An 18,237-nucleotide genomic window follows, 5' to 3' on the forward strand; every position below is an offset into this window, starting at 1 on the left:
CTCACCGAGCCGGGCGCTCAGCCTGCGTCTCGCGCCGGGAGGTCGTTGGCGCGCAGAAGATGACGTTGAACAGGATTGCTAAAGAGCAACAACGCGACCAGCGCGCCGTAGAGGATCGGCCACGGGGCCAGCCCCCAGCCCCATTCACCGGCGAGCTGGACCGAAATCACCACCAGAAATATTTGCGACAGGAGGATCAGGGCCCTGGGCCAGAGACTTCCCCTGAGCAGGCCACGCGCCGCCCCCAGCAACCACACGCCGTACGCGATGTAGAGCAGGGACATGATCATGATGGCCGCGACGGGCATCGCGTGCTCGTCGACGAATGCTGCCACCGTTTGGAATACGCCTGTCACGGCGAGCGCCAGGCCCTCCACAGCGACGAGGCCGGCCAAGATCTTGACGGAACGCGAGGGACGCGAAAGGGAGCGAGGGGAAACGGGGTCTTCGGCGGCTCGCTGATCAGTCATGTGGCCAGTGTATATAAGGCTTCGGGGCTTCCGGGCGGCGACCTCCCTCAAAGGCGGTCCCTCGGGCACCGCGGAGGCTGTCAAGCATCTCTGCATGTGACATAAAACATGACGTGGAGGCCAACTGGCGCTACAATCCCCCTTGTTCACGAGAAGTTTACGTGGGAACCTTTTAACAGTTCTCAAGAAGCCCCCGCATTTGGGGGCTCTTTATTTGTATTACCCACAATTTCGATCCCTCGGATCGAGCATCGTGGGCTTCACATGTGAAACAAGGAGCGTGCATCGATGGATTGGCGCAGTCGCGCAGCCTGTCTCGAAAAGGACCCAGAACTTTTCTTCCCGGTGGGGAACACCGGTCCGGCACTCCTTCAAATTGAAGAGGCGAAAGCCGTCTGCCGCAGTTGCACCGTCATGGACACCTGCTTGCAGTGGGCCATGGAAACCGGCCAGGACTCAGGCGTATGGGGCGGAATGAGCGAGGACGAACGTCGCGCTCTCAAGCGACGCGCAGCCCGCGCTCGCCGCGCCTCATAGGTTCCTGGAGGACCAGTACCGCCGCCTTCACCGTGGATTTCATATCCCCTTGAAGGCGGCGGTTTTTCTGTCTCGTGGGCCCCGCGGCGGGTCGACCTTCCACGCGCGACGAGTCGGGGCGACGACGTCGTCAGTTACGCTCGGCCGATCCGTCAGGAATCTTTGCCGTGATGACGACCTCGGTCCCTCCTCCCGCACGCGGCCTCCAGACGATAGAGCCCTTCAGCTCGCTGGCCACGAGAGTTCGCACAATCTGCATTCCCAAACCCTCGCCATCCGAGGGCGGGCGGTACGCCGAGACCCCGGATTCTTCGATGTAGCTGTCTCCCATCCCGATGCCGTCGTCGCCGATCGTGACGACGAGCTCCGGCCCTGCCTCGGCGTCTTCCCGACGCCCGTCGAGGCTCACGGTTCCGGAATTCCCATCCAGCCCGTGCTCGACGGCGTTGGCAACGATTTCGTTGATGATCAGCGCCAGAGGCGTGGCCAATTCGCTCGGCAGCTTTCCGAATCCCCCCGTCATCGAGGTCGACACGGCCTGCCCCGGCGAGGCGACCTCCGCCGCCAGGTGAAATTGCCGATTGATGAGGTCGTCGAAATCGACACTCTGCGTGAGTCCTTGCGATAGTGCTTCATGCACCATGGCGATCGTGGCCACACGCCTCATGGCCTGCTCCAGACCCTGTTTTCCTTCGCGCGAAGTCATTCTGCGAGCTTGTAGCCGTAGAAGGGCCGAGACCGTTTGGAGGTTATTCTTCACGCGGTGGTGGATCTCGCGAATCGTCGCGTCCTTGGTCATGAGCTCAAGTTCACGACGGCGGAGTTCCGTGACGTCGCGGCAAAGCAACAATGCCCCGAATCGTTCCTCCCCCCTCCTGGTCTGACGTCGTAGGGGCACCGCGCGGAAGGTGACGCTGACCCGATCGGTTCCGACCTCGCCGCGCCATGGCATCCGCCCCGTCAGCACAAGGGGCAACGTCTCGTCAGCTTTCTCGGCGATGGGCAACAGATCCCGGGTGAGGTCCGCCAGGGACCTTCCGGTCAGGGCGTCGGCGAAACCGAGACGTCGATACACCGACACCGCGTTGGGGCTGGCAAAAGTCACGCGCCCCTCAGCATCGAGCCTGATCACGCCGTCGCTGACACGCGGGTTGCCCCGGGACGTCTCGCTGGAGGCACTGAAATCCGGCCAAGCGCCGCGTGCCACCATGCTCAGTATTTCCCGGGCCGTCTCGCGAAATACGGTATCCAGCCGACCCTGCATTCGCCCGGACTGTTCGCCATGGTGCAAGGACAGGACCGCGATGGTCCGCCCGTTTCGGACGAGAGGATAGAGAACCACCCTCATGGCCGATTCGGCGTTCCAATCGACGTGATCCAAAAATTGCGTGGCCTGCTCGTACCAGCACAGGTGAGCGGCGGTTTGGACCTGAGAACTCAGGCGAAGACCCACCATGTCTCGATGAAACACCGTTTGTGCGGTCGAGGGTCGAACGTGCGCCATTCCCAGAAAACCCGTGTTGGCTGCTGGGCCGCCCTGGGCGCGTCCGCTGGTGTCACCCGAACGGAAATCCTCTGGAAACCACAGGACCAAGTCCCCTTGGGCAAGATCGGCAATCAGCTGCCAGTCCCCCACGAGGAGATGGAGCCATTCGGAATCGCCCGGCCCGAATTCACCGGTCTTCAACAGAGGTTCAGCGAGCGTCATGTCATCCTTGCCGGTAGGAACGTTGTCACCCCACCAGTTTAGATGCGATATCGGCCGGGGCCGACCGCCCTCCCCCGCAGCTAGTCGCCGGGGTCGAAGGCACGGGACTCTTCCAGACGGCTCCCGCTGGATTTTCGGCCGCACGCCGACATACCTGTCGGGCGGCCCGGCCGGTGAAGGCCCTAACCGGACGAGCATGGAGCGGCTGACTGCCGGACCGGTAGCCCCCACGGACCCGTCGTTCGTCACCATCGCATGCGCCAAGAACGCCACTCCCCTTCCGCGGTCCCCGTCGTCAACGTCAGGAATCATAGCCCCACCAGCGCCCCCTCGGATTGTGCCTGTGGAAAACCCGAGATATATACGGGATAAGGCCAGCAACCACCAGAATCAGCCCCGAAGGGATGTGCCCCGTGCCCCAGCAACGGTTCATCACACTGTCCGATGTCGCGGAAATATTGAATGTCTCGGTCAGTCAGGCACGAGCGTTGGTTCGGTCTGGGGAGCTGCCCGCGATCCAGGTGGGTGGCCGGGGCCAGTGGCGGATCGAAAACACGGTGCTCGAGGAGTACATCGCCAAGAGGTACGAGGCGGCCAAGAAGGCAAGCTTCGGCCCGCCTCCTGCGCCGTGACGCATCCAGCCCGCCGACAGGCAACCTAGCCCCTACGGTTTTCCACAGGCCGATCTCGCGGACACATGAACGCCACCCAGCGTTTCCCCTTGTCCCAGGACATGTACTAAGTTTGACCCCACCACGACACCAACAAACTTTCCCACAGGGTCTTTACTCCGGTTCCGATTCGCTGTCATCATATGGATCATCAAGTTTGATCAAACGGCACCAAAGGATCGGGTCATGATCATCGAAGCCCCTGGGCATCATGCAGTACCAAGGCACGACTATTCGACGCGTCGCGCACGACGCCTCGCCGTGATGCTCATCGTTCTTCCCGGCCCCGCCGCTATTCTCCTGCCTTTGATCGCCCTGTCCCTCGTGGGCCGCCACACCGCAGCCATCCCATCGCCTTCACCGTTCGGGGTCGCCTGGGTCTTCACCTGCGGAGCCATATGCCTCGTCGCGATGTGGTGGTGTCTTTCGAGTTCTCTCATCACCTGGAGTCTTGTGTACGGCGGCGGACGGGCCTTGCCTTGGCACTTCCGGTGGCTAGCACCCCGCATCCTGGTTCGGTGTGTGGCGACCGTTCTGGGCATCAACGTCGCCTTCAGCCCTGTTCCGGCGGAGGCAACCCCACCCGTCCACGCCGCCGAATCGACGACGAGCGAACTGCACGTCCAGGGCATAGCCGCCGCCCGGCCATCGCCGCTCTTCGAGACCGCGCGCGGGACGAGCAGCGCGGTCTCTCGACTAACTCCCTATTTCCAGCCTCTCGGCGGCGCGGCTACCCCATCGGGGCCTACCGCTTCTCAAGCCGACACACGCCATCGGACCCGCACGGATCGCGAGTCGAAGCCGTCGCCCAGCACGCAGGCCTGGGTCGTGAATCCCGACGAGTCCTTGTGGTCGATCTCCCAAAAGCTACTCGGACCCGATGCATCGCCCTCGACCATCCAACGGACCATGGTCCGCATCGAAGCGCTGAATCGCCCGGTCCTCGCCGACCATCCTGACCTCATCTACGCGGGGACACGCTTGGCCGTTCCCGAAGAGCCCAACCTTTCGGGTTCCAACGGTGCGTCCTGAGCGCCCACCCGCATTTCGTCACCAACTAATCCACGAAGGGGGAAATCATGCCGCGCCATAGAAGACGTTGCCCGCGCACCATCCGGCCTGGCACCGTACTCTCGGCCGAAGGCCTTCAAGCCACACTACGAGCCCATCCGGAGGGGCCTCCTCCCATGTACCGGTGGCGCCACCGAACCATCAATCCTCAAGAGGAGCTTCGCCGCGTGCACGCCATCGCCGGAGCGATGGGGGTTGCGATCATCGAAGTCATCACCGGGGCGCGTTCGTCGAGTCAGCTGGTTCGTTGGGTCCATCGCGACGTCATGGCCAAAATCGAGCTGCGTCAAAGAATCGAGACCGCCAAAGGCAACGAGCTCTCGAAGCCCATTAACGGGACCGGTCGATTCGATCCCAAAGGCCTCAAGCCGCGGCGAGTACGGGCGATACCGGTTGGTCAAGGAGAATACGAAGCCGGAGTGGTCGTGGATAACGGCGTGCGAAGCCGGGCTTTAGCGCTTCGCATCCATAAATCCCAGGGCCAATGGCAGATCGTGGACGCCGAAATCGGATAGTGCGTCAAGGGTGCCCGGCCGCTGACCGCGGTCACGACGCACCAGGGGCCAGCACGGACTCGAATTCTCCGTGCTGGCCCCTGCGTCACTTAACCACGTTGTGCGACGGTGCGCCTTGGTGGGCTCTACTTGCGCTTCTTGCGGCTCTTCTTGGCCTTCGGCTGGGAGCCAGACCGCGAGGCAGTCTTCACGGAACCGGTACTCGTCGGCACGGGTTCGGCCGCGGAATCCTGGTGCGATTCGCCCTCAGCGTCACTCGTGGCCTCGATGTGCGACTCTTCACCGCCCTCTTCGTTCGGAGCGGAGAAGCGCAAGAACTTCGGTTGCTGCGGAATCGTCAGCGCCTGGGAAGACATCTGCGTCCGTTGCTTCGTGAGGTCCAGGTTGAACAGATATGAGACGGTTTCCTCACGGATCGCGTCCGTCATCGCCTGGAACATCGCGTAGCCTTCACGCTGGTATTCGACCAAAGGATCACGCTGGGCCATGGCCCGCAGCCCGATGCCCTCCTTGAGGTAATCCATCTCGTAGAGGTGCTCCGGCCAGTGCCGGCCAATGACCGACAGGACGACGCGACGTTCGATATTGCGCATCGCCTCGGCGCCGACCTCCTCCTCACGGGTCTCGTACATGACCCGCGCGTCGGACAAGACCTCTTCGATCAGCTTCTCCTGAGTAATCTTCGAACGACCACCGGCCGATTCTTCGAGCTCCTCAATCGTGATGCTGATGGGGTAAATGGTCGCCAGCGACTCCCAGAGTCGCTCCAGATCCCAGTCCTCGGCGTGGCCTTGATTCGTCTTATCCTCGATGGCCGAGGTCAGCACCTCGGTGATGAATTTCTGAACCTGATCGGCGATATCGTCGCCCTCCAGGATCTTCGCCCGATCGGCGTAGATGGCCTCACGTTGACGGTTCAGGACGTCGTCGTACTTCAGGATGTTCTTGCGTTGTTCGGCGTTTCTCGACTCCACCTGATTCTGCGCCGACGCGATAACTCGCGAGACGATCCGGTGTTCCAAAGCAGTATCATCGGGCGCGCCGGCCATCAGCCGCGCCGCGGCCGCTCCGTTGAACAGGCGCATCAAGTCGTCGGCCAGAGACAGGTAGAACCGAGACTCTCCGGGGTCGCCCTGACGACCCGAACGGCCGCGCAGCTGGTTGTCGATGCGCCGAGATTCGTGGCGCTCGGTGCCCAAGACGTACAGTCCGCCGAGCTCCTTGACCTCATCGTGTTCCTTTTTGGAATTCGCCTCGCACTCGGCAAGTACCTCCGGCCACTTGGCCTCGTATTCCTCCGGCTTTTCGCTGGGGTCCAGACCCAGATCGTGCATGCGGTCAACCGCGTTGAACTCCGCGTTGCCGCCGAGCATGATGTCCGTACCGCGCCCGGCCATGTTCGTCGCCACGGTCACGGCTCCCTTACGACCCGCCTGGGCAACGATCGATGCCTCACGAGCGTGATTCTTCGCGTTGAGGACCTCGTGCGGGATGCCTTCCTTGGCCAACAGCTTGGACAGGTACTCCGATTTCTCGACGCTGGTGGTGCCCACCAGCACCGGCTGCCCCTTGGCGTGGCGCTTGGCGATGTCTTGGACCACCGCCGCGAATTTCGCGACCTCGTTCTTGTACACCAGGTCCGGCTGGTCCTTGCGGGCCATCGGCTTATTGGGGTCGATGACCGCGATGCCCAATTCGTACGTGTTCACGAATTCAGCGGCTTCCGTTTCTGCGGTACCCGTCATGCCGGACAGCTTGTCGTAGAGGCGGAAGTAATTCTGCAAGGTCACGGTCGCGAGCGTTTGGTTCTCCGCCTTGACCTCGACCTGCTCTTTAGCCTCGATCGACTGGTGGACTCCCTCGTTGTAGCGACGGCCGGGAAGGATACGCCCGGTGTGCTCGTCCACGATGAGGACCTCGCCCTTAAGGACCACGTAATCCTTGTTATTCGTGAAGAGTTCCTTGGCCTTGATGGCGTTGTTGAGGAACCCGATCAACGGCGTATTGGCGGACTCGTAGAGGTTGTCGATGCCCAAATGGTCTTCGACTTTTTCGATACCGCCCTCGAGGACGCCGACGGTCTTCTTCTTCTCGTCGACCTCATAATCTTCGTCGCGGACCAGGTTCTTGGCCACGCGCGCGAACTCGTTATACCAACGGTTTGCCTCTCCCGACGCCGGGCCGGAAATGATCAGCGGGGTTCGCGCCTCGTCGATCAGGATCGAGTCGACCTCATCGACAATGGCGAAATTATGCCCACGCTGGACCCGCTCGTCGATGCTCCACGCCATGTTGTCGCGCAAGTAATCGAAGCCGAACTCGTTATTCGTCCCGTAGGTGATGTCCGCCTCGTACTGCTTGCGACGCACCTCCGGGGTCTGCTGCGAGACGATCACGCCGGTCTCCATGCCGAGGAACCTGAAGACGCGACCCATGAGGTTGGCCTGATACTCGGCCAGGTAGTCGTTGACGGTCACGATGTGAACGCCCTTGCCCGTCAGGGCATTGAGATAAGCCGGCGCGGTCGCGACGAGCGTCTTGCCCTCACCGGTCTTCATCTCGGCGATATTGCCGAGGTGCAATGCCGCACCGCCCATGAGCTGGACGTCGTAATGGCGCTGGCCCAGGGTGCGACCCGCGGCTTCACGCACGACCGCGAAGGCCTCGGGAAGCAAAACGTCGAGGGACTCGCCCTCTTCGATGCGCTCCTTGAAGGAGTCGGTTTCGGCCCGGAGCTCAGCATCCGAGTACTCCTTGAAGTCATCTTCCAAGGAGTTAATGGCATCTGCGTAGACCCTCAATTTCTTGAGCAGTCTTTTGTCTCCGGTTCGAAGAACCTTTTCCAAGAAGGATGCCACGAGCGATTACTCCTAGTAGCTGACGAGATTCCAGGGACGATGACCCCATTCCGGGCCACTTGGCGAGCGCCGGGGCGTTCTCCACTGGCCTATCCTACGTGAGTCTAGGCAAGGGAACTGAGTTTTGCCTCCGTAGTTGGGGAAAATCCGGAGTGAGACGGGACTCGCCCGGATCGTCTCGATCCGGGCGAGTCCCTCGGCAAGCACTGAACTATGCCTCCGAATGTGTCTTATACAGTCGCGTCTCTCCGATGCCTTCCTCGGGGGCGTCGTCGCCCAGAACAATCACGCCGTAGGTCCAGCCCTTGCGCCGGTACACCGCGGCCGGGCGGTCCAATTCGGCATCCACGAACAGGTAGAAATCGTGACCCACGAGTTCCATACGATCGACGGCCTGATCCACGGTGATCTTTTCGGTGGGGAACGTCTTCCGCCGGATCTCCACCGGGGGCACGTCGTCGGAGAGAGGGTAGTCGGCGTCGTAGGCCGGATCCTCTCCCTCGCCCTGCGAGAGGACAATTTCCTCGATCGGCACCTGACCGCCCGAATCCCCATCAATCACGGGGATCGATCCGGTGGCCTCAGACACGGAAACCGGACGATGGTTGCCGCGGTGAATTTTGCGCCTGTCCCTGGCCCTGCGCAGACGCTCGAGGAGCTTAGTGAATGCGTCGTCAAAGACGGCGAACTTGTCCGTGCCTTGAGCTTCCGCCCTGAGCACCGGGCCTTTCCCTTTGACGGTGATTTCTACGGTCATCGACTGCGGGCCGTTGCCCACCTTGCTGACCTTGACGTCGATCTCGTCCACTCGCTCGTTGAGCTTCTCGAACTTCTCGACCTTTTCCTCGGCATATTCCCGAAAACGATCCGGGACCTTGACGTTGCGACCGTATACGTTGAGTTCCACGATGGCCTCCCGTGGCTTGGCGAGGGTGAGGTCTCGCTGGCTAGTGGCCCGCTACCGGACCTTCGAGCCTCACGGGGAGAGGATCTGACCATCTCCTTGACTCAACGTTAATTCACGCCGAACCTTTCGTCACCTACCTCCGCGGGATTACTGCAGATTTTCGTGGAGTTTCTCTGAGGGCGCACGGACGCTCGCCACCACGGCCGCGGCCAGGACATGGCCCCCTGCATCCTCGATGGCCCTCTTCATTTCGCCCAGGGTTGACCCGGTGGTTGCGACGTCGTCGATCAGGATGCAACTCTTTCCCGCCAGCGAGGGACCGCCGGTTCTCCGGAAATCCGACAAGGAGCGTGCCACGTACATGGCGCCGTGGATCCGGTCAAAGCGCCGACCCGCCGTCAGCCCCTTCTGGCCCGAGGAGGAAAGCCGCCGTGAACCGGTGACTCTGTCCATCAGGGATTCGCGCAGCCGCACGGAAGCCTCGACTTTGAGCATCGGCAGGTCTCTGCCCCACGGACCGGCGCGGCGCCGGCGGGCCACCTTTCGGGCCAAGACTTCTCCCGGCACGAAGCCCCTCTTCCGAAACGCCGCGGCGCGGGACGGGGCCGGGACCAGATGCACCGGCCGTGCCGCCTCGCCCGTGGTGGCCTGATGACCGCTTTCACGCTCACGGACGTAACGCTCCACCAGGAAATCGACGGAGCGTCCCAGGGCACGCGAGAGATCCGCGGACACGTCCATTCGATACCCGGTCTTAAAGGCGAGAATCGCTCGGGCGACCTCGTGGCCGTAGCCCCCGGCCGCAATACAGGGGACCTCGGACGGCCACCGGGGAAGGGAATCTGCAACGTTCCCAGGCGCCGCGGTCAGCCGAACGAAGAACGCTCTACACACGGGGCACAGCGCCCGGTTGCCGCGACCGCAGACCGCACACGGCTGGGGGAACACCAGCTCCGTCACGTCCGCCAGGGCGCCGGCCACACCGATGGCCCACCTGTCCACGGTTCCCTTCTCCATCAGGCTCATCCAACATTCCCCCATTCCCTTCACCGTAAGGGTGCCGTGAGAATGCTTCGTGCGGGACGTCACCGCCGAGATGTGGATGACGGTTCTAGCCGGCGTAGGAGAGGTCTCTGACCTTCGTATCGACCCTTGTCCAGCTTGATCCGGTCAGCTGGTAGGTGTCCGTGCTGGTCTGTGCGTAGATGGATTCCTTGCCGTTGCCACCGGAAATGTGCTGGATATCCGACAGCCCGTTGACGTCCTGCGTGTCACCCGTGAGCGAGACGATTTGAACGCTCCCGTCCTGCGCGTTGGCCACGGCGATCTGACTGTCGGATATCCAGGTTGCCTGAGTGACGTTTCGCGTTGCCCCGACCCTCAGGGGTTCTCCCAGGCCCCGCGGCGTACCATCTTTGTCTCTCTTGATCCCTGCCATCCACACCCGGGATCCGTCGCCTTCGCCGGTGACCACGAGGGCTCGCGTGCCATCGCGAGACACCTGCAACGAGTGGATGTTCTGTCCCTTGAGCCAGTCGGCGGACAGGGTCTGGGGCTCCTGGTCTGGGCCTTGGGAGTTGAGCGCAATCACGCTGCCGTCCTTGTCTCCTCCCCAGACCCAGCCTCGAGGGTCGAAGCTCGGGGACGAGATGTTTCCGGACAGGTCAACGTCCTTGGCCCCACCCCCCGTGCTTCGAATCGCCAGGTGGCTTCCGTCTTCATTGGTATAGGCATAGGTCTGCCGTTGCGTGTCCATCGTGGGGTTGGCCGGATGCACCTCGTCCGGCACGAGACCGGCGATCTTGCGCGACTGCCCGTCAGAGTACGTCACCAGATTTCCGTCCAACACTCCGACCTGCGGATTCGGCACCTGGGGATCGATGGAGGCGGCCTCGTAGTCAGGTAGCTTGCCGGTATCCACCGATTTGTCATCGACGGATAGCCGCACCGAATTGGCCGAATGCCCCGCCTGAAGGGTTTGTTCCAATTGCGTGTGGATGCGTTCCAGGGTGAGCTGATCCGCGTCCGAGACACCCGACCCGGTGAGCCCGACCTCGGCCGAAGAATTGCTGATCGGCACGGATTGCCGCATGAGGCTGGTGCCCCCGGGAATAGCGCTGGCCACGGAGCCCGAAAGGTAGGGCGCCGGGCCTTGCAAGAGGACCCGGACGATCGACGTGGCCACCGTGGATCGGTTAGCAAACCACCGGATATCCGGGACCGCGAAGGAAAATGTCGGGTCGTAAAAGTACAGGGTGAAGGAGTGGAAGAGCTGCTCGAATTCCGAGCGGGACAGGATCGTTCCGTTCGGGATCGCGGAAATCCTCCATTGGCCGTTGACCTGCTCAAACTTGGCCGTGACGGTTTGGGCGTCGGCCTTCCGGAACGACGTGGCGATCCCCCGGTCGTCGATGGAGGTGGTCACCTTGACCCCGGCGGTGTACTCATCCGAGTTCTTTCCGGAGTCGACCTCCACGTCGTCCTGATACACCAGCGTCCGGTCCTCAGCCTTCCACGTACCGGCCAGGTCCGTGGTCAGGAATTGGCGGGCCACGGCGTAGTCATTTTCGACTCCCGTCCCCGCGTTAATGAAGCCTTTGAGGATCTCGGATGGCGAGTCGCCGTCGCTGGGGCCCGACGGCGAGTACGCGGGCGAGGATTTGGTCGCCTTCGCCGTGGGTTCGTTGTAGTGGTAGACCGGGCCGCTGGTGGGGATCCTGCCGCAACCCGCGACCAACAGCCCGACGACGCCGACCCACGCGGCGGCCCGGACGAGCCTCCGTCCGCGGCCGGGTCGGGAGAGATGAGTACGTCCGTTCGTCATGACGAATCCTTTTCCGAGCCGTCGTCCCGAGGTCCATCCGGTTGCTCGTCTGATCGATTCTGGTGGTCAGGCTCGTCGGCGAGGCTACCGTCCGGCTCTGCCGCGCCGTCCACGCGCCGGCCCTCGGCGGCGTCTGCGTCGAGAGGCGGCTGCACCTCGGTGGCTTCGCTTCGCCCCACCTCGGGGATGGATGCCGGCGTATCCGGAACGCCGTCGGGCGGGAGGCCCAAGGGCGAATCCCCCGAGGGGCGTCCCTGGACCACCGGCAGAGTCAGCCGGAAACAGGCTCCCTGTCCGGGCTCGCCCCAGGCTTCGAGCCGGCCTTGGTGGAGTCGCGTGTCCTCGGCGGCGATCGACAGTCCAAGGCCCGTGCCTCCCAAGGTGCGTTTGCGGGAGGGATCGGCACGCCAGAAACGGTTGAATACCTCGCGGGTCTGCTCGGAAGTCATTCCAATTCCGTGGTCGCGGACGGCAACCGCGGCATCGAAGTCGTTCGCCGCGAGGTAGATATCGATGGGCTGCCCCTCGGAGTGCTCGATCGCGTTGACCATGAGGTTTCGCAGCACCCGCTCGATTCGGCGCGAATCCATTTGGACCGGGCAACGCCCTTCCAGGCCGTGGAATCGCACCTCGAGGCGTTGTTTCTCCAGGTGGGGGCGGACTGATTCGACGGTATCCTCGACCAGGTCCCCCAGGTCCACCGTTCCGACGTCCAGTGTGGCGGAACCCGCGTCGAACCGGGAGATTTCCAGAAGGTCGGCCAGCAGGGAGTCGAACCTGTCCACCTGGTGATAAAGCAACTCGGTGGAGCGCTGGAAGGAGGCATCCATGTTGTCCCGACCGCTGTACAGCAGTTCGGCGGCCATCTTGACCGTGGTCAAGGGTGTCCGGAGTTCGTGCGAGACATCCGAGACGAAACGCTGTTGCATCTTGGACAGGGTCTCTAGCTGAACGATCTGCTCCTGGATGTTGTCAGCCATGTGGTTGAACGAGGTGCCCAAGACCGCCGCCTCGTTCTCTCCCCGCACCGCGACGCGCTCCCCCAGATGTCCGCGGGACAGCCGCTCCGCGGAACGGGCTGTCTGAGAGATCGGTCGGATGACCGATCGAGTGACCCACCAAACGATGGTCGCCACGAAGATCAACAGGACCGCAAAACCAGCGACGATCACCAACTGAATGTAATTCAGCGTGTCCTGTGACGAGGAGAGATCGTAGACCAGGTAGAGGGCGTAATCGTTGCCCTGGTTCAGGTGCACCTTGGTCCCGACAAAAATCACGGGGGTTTCCGGGCCGTTGCCGTTGGCTCGCACCTGAGAAGACTGCCAAAACACGCCGTTTTCCGCCGCGACCTGGTCTTGAAGTTGCTTGGGGACCGAAGACGAGGTCATCCAGTCGTTCTGGCTGAGCGGGCCCACGTATCCCTGGCTGTGCTTGTAGTCCACCGGGATAAGAACCCACTGGCGCTTCGCATCCGCGCCGTGATTTTCCAGGATGGTCAGGGTCTCGCGCATGAGTGACTGGACCTCGGTCTGGTCCGAAGCCACCGCATTATCAAAGATCTTTTGGACATCGGAGAAGCCGCTCGAAGACTCCTCCAGCGCTTGCTCTTGCCGTTCTTTGAACAGGCTGTTGGCGATCTGGCTCGACAGGAAGTTTCCGGCAAAGATGAACGCGACCAAGGCCAATGACGTTGCGACGATCACGGCGGAGAATTGCAACGATTCCCGCCAGCGACGACGAATGCCCCGGAATACCGCCGGGGCGATGCCGATCATCCGGCGTCCCCTGCCCTCGGGTGTGTGCCTAGCCATAAGGTCTCAGCGGCGCACTTGGCTTGCGTTGGCCTTGTAGCCAACGCCACGCACCGTCTGGATGAGATCGGGCTTCTCCGGGTCTTTCTCGATCTTCGCGCGAAGACGCTGGACGTGAACGTTGACAAGACGACGGTCCGCGTCCGAGTCGTAACCCCAGATGCGGTCCAGGAGAAGGTCGCGTGAGAGGACCTGCCCCGGCTCTTGGGCAAGGTTGACCAAAAGATCGTATTCGAGGGGGGTCAGGCGCACGGTCTCCTCCCCCCGGGTCACGGCGCGTCCGGCCAGATCGATGCTGAGATCGCCGATTTCGATGCGTTCCGCGGAACGCGTCTCTCCGGTGCGCAATCGCGTACGGATGCGGGCCAAGAGCTCGGCGGGTTTAAACGGCTTGGCGATGTAGTCATCGGCACCGGCCTCGAGCCCCCGGACGACGTCTTCGGTGTCCGACTTGGCTGTCAACATGATGACCGGGACATCGGAGGTTTCGCGGATGCGTTCACACACATCAATCCCGCTCATGCCCGGAAGCATCAGATCGAGAAGGATGAGATCCGGATCGTAGCTTTCGAAGGCGCCCACGGCGCGGTCGCCCGCATCGCAGAAGGTGGGCTCATAGCCCTCGTTGGACAAGACGATGCCGACCATTTCGGAGAGGGCTTCGTCGTCGTCCACTACTAGAATTCGCGCCTTCACTCGCGCTCCTTTCGAAACTCCGGCCGTGGATGCTCACACGCGTATCCGGTCTTGAGGATGCTGTCCGGTTCAACATTACGCGAGTTGGTTTCTCCTGTCCGCCCAGCCCGCCGCGGCATCCGGCAGGGTCGACTGCCGGTCCGGCTGGCCGCTTACTCGCGGGCCATATCCCAGAGCCCTTCCGCGATTTCGGCGCTTCGACTCAGAACTCGCAACGCATGGGCCGGTGATACGCCTCCCACATCGCGATCCTCTTCGACCCGGATGCGCCCGGCCTCGGCACCGCCCAGACCCAGATCTCGCCAGGTCGTCCAGAAGGAATGGATCACGTTGACCGTGCTCTCGCGCTCGTCGACGGGCGAGACACCCAACCAGACGTCCTGGCCTGCGTCGACGGCGCCCGCAATCGCCTCCCATTCCTTCGCGCCACGCCCCACGGGACGGCTCGCCAAGGCGTCGAAGGTCCGTCCCAGCTCGGGAGCGGCCAGGGCGCCGCCCGTGTCCAAGACGCTCCGCACGCCCAGTGACCTGGTGGTGTGGGATAACTCCGCGAGAACGTCACGGACCTCGGCCCTCGGAACGGAGCGCAGGGTGCGGTACCCGCTCGAGGTCGGGATGGTCCCGTCCATCGCGTCGCCGAGCCGCGTTTCGCACCACCGGATCGAGACGTCTTCCCCGTCGACGGCCGTTCGCAGGGACGCGACGAGGTCGTTTAGCCCCTCGTTGAGGGACGCGGCGATATCTCGCCGGGCCCCGTGGTCGCTGATCGCGGATTCCCCGTTGGCAAGTTTCAGCTCCGCGGCCAAGGTCACCGGCCCGGTCAGGGATACCACGGTGTGGCCGCGATGCCCTCCGCCGGCCGAGCCCACGACGTCTGCCAACACGTTGATATCGCTACGCAGCATGGAGGCTGCGGCCTTGGATTCCCGGCTCTCATGGTGACGTAACCGCCATCCGAAAGGCTGGCCGTCCGCCGAGAGCTCAGCCAAAACGGTGATCGACCGTGCCGTGCTCGTCGCGGCGTATCCCCGGTCGCCGAGAACCGGGAACGGGGTCAGGTGGGGCGCGCCCAGCTCTCCCCGCGACCCACGAAGCGCCTCGGGAAAATCGGTTCCGGGAAGAATGCCGGTCGACGCGGCGACCGGACGTGCATCGTCAGGCCCAGACATCTCGGTCATGGGGCCGCGGGGGCGTCGTCCTCGCCCTGAGCCTGGCGGTGGTCATCGGCTATGCGCTCATGGTGCCGGATGACCTCGCTGATGATGAAGTTGAGAAATTTTTCGGCGAATTCCGGGTCCAGGTGCGCCTCTTCGGCCAGGGTCCGCAAGCGCTCGATCTGGGCGGCTTCTCTTCCCGGATCTCCGGCGGGCAATCGATATTGCGCCTTCAGGTGCCCGACGCGCTGCGTGGCCTTGAAACGCTCGGCGAGAATGTGGACCAGCGCGGCGTCGATGTTGTCGATCGTGCCCCGCATGCGGAGCAGCTCGTCGAAAACCGCCGGATCGGCCTCATCGAGCGAACTGGCTCGAGCGTCGAAGTTTTCGTGATGCTCGGGAGATGACGTCATGGCTCACCAGTCTACGGTTTCTTGCCGCCACAACGCATTACGTGGCGGACGGTGACTCGCCCGGCCTACCGATGAGTGTCACTCAGCCGGCGATGTCCGGGCGTGAAAGGGAGTAGGACCGATTGATGGTCGCCTGCCCGAGAACTCGGGTGCCTTGATAGAGGACCACCGTCTGGCCGGGCGCCACCCCGCGGAGGGGTTCTTCGAGGCGAATCACGATTTCGCGCGCCTCGTCGCCGTCCACCTCGCCGATGGTCACGTGAGCCGTCGCGGGCACGGGATCCGCGTGGGCCCTGACCTGAGCCAAGACCTCGAAGGTCGCCGAGGTATCCCCGAAGGAAGGACGCGAATCGTCAAAGCCCTGGATCTCGGGGACCGGCAGTCCCGCCCAGCTCTCACGGATGCCGCGAATCTCGTCGACCGCGAGCATCTCTTTGGACCCCACGACGACCTCATTGGTTTTCGGCCGGATCTCCAGCACGAAACGGGGCTTGCCGTCCGAGGCCGGACGCCCGATCGACAGGCCCTTGCGCTGCCCCACGGTGAAGGCCCGGGCCCCGCGATGGGTTCCCAAAACTTCTCCCGAGGTATCCTTGATCTCCCCTTCTTCCAGGTCGATCCGCTCTTCGAGCCAGCCACGGGTATCGCCGTCTGGGATGAAACAGATGTCGTGAGAGTCGGGCTTCTTGGCGACCGAGAACCCCCTCGACTCGGCCTCGGCACGAACCTCGGCCTTGGTCGGGGTCTCAGCAAGGGGAAACATCGAATGCTTGAGCTGTTCATGCGTCAAGACGCCGAGCACGTACGACTGGTCCTTGGCCCAATCGGCGGCGCGATGAAGCTGCCTGTTGCCGTCCTGGTCTTCGATGACCTTGGCATAGTGGCCCGTGCAAACGGCGTCGAAGCCGAGGGCAACTGCCTTTTCCAATAACGCGGCGAATTTGATCTTTTCATTGCACCGCATGCACGGATTCGGGGTCCGCCCTTGTGCGTATTCGTCGATAAAGTTGTCGACGACGTCTTCCTTGAACCGTTCCGAAAAATCCCAGACGTAAAACGGAATGCCGAGCGTATCGCACACCCGACGAGCGTCCATGGAGTCCTCGATCGTGCAACATCCCCGCGATCCGGTGCGCAGGGTTCCGGGCATTCTGGATAATGCCAGGTGAACGCCCACGACGTCGTGGCCCGCGTCCACCGCGCGCGCGGCCGCCACGGCGGAATCCACGCCGCCGCTCATCGCTGCCAATACCCTCATGTGCCTTCTTCCTCGCGTGGTGTGCCGATCAGCCTCGCCACGGTACAACGAATCGTCGGGCCTCGCTATTCCTCGAGTCACCTCCCACGAGGGGAATCATGACCACGGACCGGATGGCGCATGATCGGCCATCCCCGCCGCCACCGCTTGCGCGTACGCGCCTGGCAACGTCGAGACCAGCTTCTGGACGTCGGCGCTGGTCGTGCCGTGGCCCAAGGTAAAGCGCTGCGCACCGCGGGCCTCGACCTCACTGAGGCCCATCGCCAAAAGTACTTCGGACGGCCGCGGAACGCCCGCGTTGCACGCTGAACCGGTCGAGGAAAGGACGCCGGCCATGTCGAGCAAGAAAAGCAGCGAATCTCCTTCGCAACCGGGGAAGGTGAAGTGGGCATTTCCCGGAAGGCGCCGGTCGACCGACAGCTCCTGAGGCCCTCGGAGAACCGCCTCGGGGATAGAGGCTCGAACGCCCTCGACGAGCTCGTCACGCAGGGCCGCGATCCGCCGGGCCTCTTGCGAAAGCCGCCCGCACGCGTGCTCGGCGGCAACCCCAAATCCTACGATCGCGGGCGCATCGATGGTCCCCGACCGGACATCGCGCTCTTGCCCGCCTCCGTGGATCACGGCCGTCAGCGGCGCCTGCCGCGTCGCGATCAGCGCGCCGATCCCCATCGGGGCCCCGATCTTGTGGCCGGAAATCGCCATGGAGGTGCATCCCAAGGCGTGAAAATCCACGTCCACCGCGCCGAAGGCCTGCACGGCGTCCGTGTGGAACGGAACGTGGTGCCGTTGGCACACCTCGGCAAGCTGGGCTATCGGCTGTATGGTCCCGACCTCGTTATTGGCCATCATGACGGTCACGAATGCCACATCGTCCGACGACGCGAGGCGCTCCTCGAGGTCTTGGGGGCGCACACGGCCGTGCTCATCCACCGGCAGCCAGTCAAGTTCGGCCCCCTGGTGGTCTTCGAGCCACACGGCCGCGTCCTTGACCGCGTGATGCTCGATCGGGCTCACGATGATTCGGCGCCGTTGAGGGGACTGCTCCCGACGCTTCCAGTACATCCCCTTGACCGCCAGGTTGTCGGCTTCCGTGCCACCGGCGGTGAAGATCACCTCGGCCGGATCGGAGCCCACCACGCGGGCGATCCTTTCTCGTGCGGTTTCCACGGCCATGCGGGCACGTCGCCCGGCAGCGTGGAGGGACGAGGGGTTACCGCCGTCGCGCATCTGCTCGACCATGGCCTCCAACGCCGCCTCCAGGACGGGCGCGGTCGCCGCATTGTCGAGATAGACTCCGTGCACTCTGCGCACCCCTCCTGATGGGATCGTCCACAAACGTTT

General features: G+C 63.2%; 16 protein-coding genes. 4 read left to right on the forward strand and 12 right to left on the reverse strand.

Features of this window, described 5'->3' with window-relative positions; genetic code table 11:
* Positions 1-17: 17 nt before the first annotated feature.
* Positions 18-470 carry a hypothetical protein gene (locus CURSPS6_RS05685; RefSeq protein ID WP_051687664.1) on the reverse strand — a complete coding sequence of 151 codons (453 nt, stop codon included), beginning with the start codon at positions 468-470 and terminating at the stop codon, positions 18-20.
* A gap of 288 nt (positions 471-758) precedes the next feature.
* Between CURSPS6_RS05685 and CURSPS6_RS12330 the strand changes: the two genes are divergently transcribed.
* Positions 759-1,007 carry a WhiB family transcriptional regulator gene (locus tag CURSPS6_RS12330; protein WP_030014762.1) on the forward strand — a complete coding sequence of 83 codons (249 nt, stop codon included), beginning with the start codon at positions 759-761 and terminating at the stop codon, positions 1,005-1,007.
* A gap of 130 nt (positions 1,008-1,137) precedes the next feature.
* On the opposite strand, the gene CURSPS6_RS05690 is transcribed toward CURSPS6_RS12330, so the two are convergent.
* Complete coding sequence (locus tag CURSPS6_RS05690; protein ID WP_030014763.1) at positions 1,138-2,715, reverse strand: sensor histidine kinase; 1,578 nt, start codon at positions 2,713-2,715, stop codon at positions 1,138-1,140.
* A 404-nt stretch (positions 2,716-3,119) separates the two neighbouring features.
* On the opposite strand from CURSPS6_RS05690, the gene CURSPS6_RS05695 reads away from it, so the two are divergent.
* The 3 genes from CURSPS6_RS05695 to CURSPS6_RS05705 all read left to right on the forward strand — a co-directional run bounded on the left by CURSPS6_RS05695 (position 3,120) and on the right by CURSPS6_RS05705 (position 4,972).
* Positions 3,120-3,347 carry a helix-turn-helix domain-containing protein gene (locus tag CURSPS6_RS05695; protein WP_030014764.1) on the forward strand — a complete coding sequence of 76 codons (228 nt, stop codon included), beginning with the start codon at positions 3,120-3,122 and terminating at the stop codon, positions 3,345-3,347.
* Positions 3,348-3,572: 225 nt separating this feature from the next.
* Positions 3,573-4,418, forward strand: a complete 846-nt coding sequence (locus tag CURSPS6_RS12510) for a LysM peptidoglycan-binding domain-containing protein (RefSeq protein ID WP_152978064.1) — start codon at positions 3,573-3,575, stop codon at positions 4,416-4,418.
* A gap of 155 nt (positions 4,419-4,573) precedes the next feature.
* Positions 4,574-4,972, forward strand: coding sequence for an Rv3235 family protein (locus CURSPS6_RS05705; RefSeq protein WP_030014767.1), 399 nt, complete (start codon positions 4,574-4,576; stop codon positions 4,970-4,972).
* A gap of 125 nt (positions 4,973-5,097) precedes the next feature.
* Here the strand turns inward: CURSPS6_RS05705 and secA are convergent, their stop codons facing one another.
* The 10 genes from secA to CURSPS6_RS05755 all read right to left on the reverse strand — a co-directional run bounded on the left by secA (position 5,098) and on the right by CURSPS6_RS05755 (position 18,198).
* Positions 5,098-7,830, reverse strand: coding sequence for a preprotein translocase subunit SecA (secA, locus tag CURSPS6_RS05710; RefSeq protein WP_030014769.1), 2,733 nt, complete (start codon positions 7,828-7,830; stop codon positions 5,098-5,100).
* A gap of 211 nt (positions 7,831-8,041) precedes the next feature.
* A complete protein-coding gene (gene hpf, locus CURSPS6_RS05715; RefSeq protein WP_030014772.1) occupies positions 8,042-8,737 on the reverse strand; it encodes a ribosome hibernation-promoting factor, HPF/YfiA family in 696 nt (231 codons plus the stop codon).
* Positions 8,738-8,884: 147 nt separating this feature from the next.
* Positions 8,885-9,763 carry a ComF family protein gene (locus CURSPS6_RS05720; protein WP_030014773.1) on the reverse strand — a complete coding sequence of 293 codons (879 nt, stop codon included), beginning with the start codon at positions 9,761-9,763 and terminating at the stop codon, positions 8,885-8,887.
* 85 nt (positions 9,764-9,848) lie between these two features.
* Positions 9,849-11,561 (reverse strand): LpqB family beta-propeller domain-containing protein, encoded by a 1,713-nt coding sequence (locus tag CURSPS6_RS05725; RefSeq protein ID WP_030014775.1) that lies wholly within the window; start codon positions 11,559-11,561, stop codon positions 9,849-9,851.
* A complete protein-coding gene (gene mtrB, locus CURSPS6_RS05730; RefSeq protein ID WP_235503680.1) occupies positions 11,558-13,375 on the reverse strand; it encodes an MtrAB system histidine kinase MtrB in 1,818 nt (605 codons plus the stop codon). The genes CURSPS6_RS05725 and mtrB overlap by 4 nt, the downstream gene beginning before the upstream one ends.
* A gap of 6 nt (positions 13,376-13,381) precedes the next feature.
* Positions 13,382-14,071: an MtrAB system response regulator MtrA gene (gene mtrA / locus CURSPS6_RS05735; protein WP_030014777.1), complete on the reverse strand. Its 690-nt coding sequence runs from the start codon at positions 14,069-14,071 to the stop codon at positions 13,382-13,384.
* A 152-nt stretch (positions 14,072-14,223) separates the two neighbouring features.
* A complete protein-coding gene (locus CURSPS6_RS05740; protein WP_030014779.1) occupies positions 14,224-15,249 on the reverse strand; it encodes a hypothetical protein in 1,026 nt (341 codons plus the stop codon).
* Complete coding sequence (locus CURSPS6_RS05745; protein ID WP_030014780.1) at positions 15,246-15,638, reverse strand: chorismate mutase; 393 nt, start codon at positions 15,636-15,638, stop codon at positions 15,246-15,248. The genes CURSPS6_RS05740 and CURSPS6_RS05745 overlap by 4 nt, the downstream gene beginning before the upstream one ends.
* 82 nt (positions 15,639-15,720) lie before the next feature.
* The gene (gene mnmA / locus CURSPS6_RS05750) at positions 15,721-16,896 is read right to left on the reverse strand and encodes a tRNA 2-thiouridine(34) synthase MnmA (protein WP_030014782.1); all 1,176 of its coding nucleotides are present in this window, start codon (positions 16,894-16,896) and stop codon (positions 15,721-15,723) included.
* A 96-nt stretch (positions 16,897-16,992) separates the two neighbouring features.
* On the reverse strand, positions 16,993-18,198 hold the full coding sequence (locus CURSPS6_RS05755; RefSeq protein WP_030014783.1) for a cysteine desulfurase family protein: 1,206 nt from the start codon (positions 18,196-18,198) through the stop codon (positions 16,993-16,995).
* Positions 18,199-18,237: the final 39 nt, after the last annotated feature.

Source organism: Curtobacterium sp. S6, from assembly GCF_000710345.2.
GTDB lineage: Bacteria > Actinomycetota > Actinomycetes > Actinomycetales > Micrococcaceae > Rothia.

Bases quoted from the DNA above. Each gene is read 5' to 3' on its own strand.
- CURSPS6_RS05685 (WP_051687664.1), bottom strand. From the start codon at position 470: ATGACTGATCAGCGAGCCGCCGAAGACCCCGTTTCCCCTCGCTCCCTT.
- CURSPS6_RS12330 (WP_030014762.1), top strand. From the start codon at position 759: ATGGATTGGCGCAGTCGCGCAGCCTGTCTCGAAAAGGACCCAGAACTT.
- CURSPS6_RS05690 (WP_030014763.1), bottom strand. From the start codon at position 2,715: ATGACGCTCGCTGAACCTCTGTTGAAGACCGGTGAATTCGGGCCGGGC.
- CURSPS6_RS05695 (WP_030014764.1), top strand. From the start codon at position 3,120: ATGTGCCCCGTGCCCCAGCAACGGTTCATCACACTGTCCGATGTCGCG.
- CURSPS6_RS12510 (WP_152978064.1), top strand. From the start codon at position 3,573: ATGATCATCGAAGCCCCTGGGCATCATGCAGTACCAAGGCACGACTAT.
- CURSPS6_RS05705 (WP_030014767.1), top strand. From the start codon at position 4,574: ATGTACCGGTGGCGCCACCGAACCATCAATCCTCAAGAGGAGCTTCGC.
- CURSPS6_RS05720 (WP_030014773.1), bottom strand. From the start codon at position 9,763: ATGAGCCTGATGGAGAAGGGAACCGTGGACAGGTGGGCCATCGGTGTG.
- CURSPS6_RS05725 (WP_030014775.1), bottom strand. From the start codon at position 11,561: ATGACGAACGGACGTACTCATCTCTCCCGACCCGGCCGCGGACGGAGG.
- mtrB (WP_235503680.1), bottom strand. From the start codon at position 13,375: ATGGCTAGGCACACACCCGAGGGCAGGGGACGCCGGATGATCGGCATC.
- CURSPS6_RS05740 (WP_030014779.1), bottom strand. From the start codon at position 15,249: ATGACCGAGATGTCTGGGCCTGACGATGCACGTCCGGTCGCCGCGTCG.
- CURSPS6_RS05745 (WP_030014780.1), bottom strand. From the start codon at position 15,638: ATGACGTCATCTCCCGAGCATCACGAAAACTTCGACGCTCGAGCCAGT.
- mnmA (WP_030014782.1), bottom strand. From the start codon at position 16,896: ATGAGGGTATTGGCAGCGATGAGCGGCGGCGTGGATTCCGCCGTGGCG.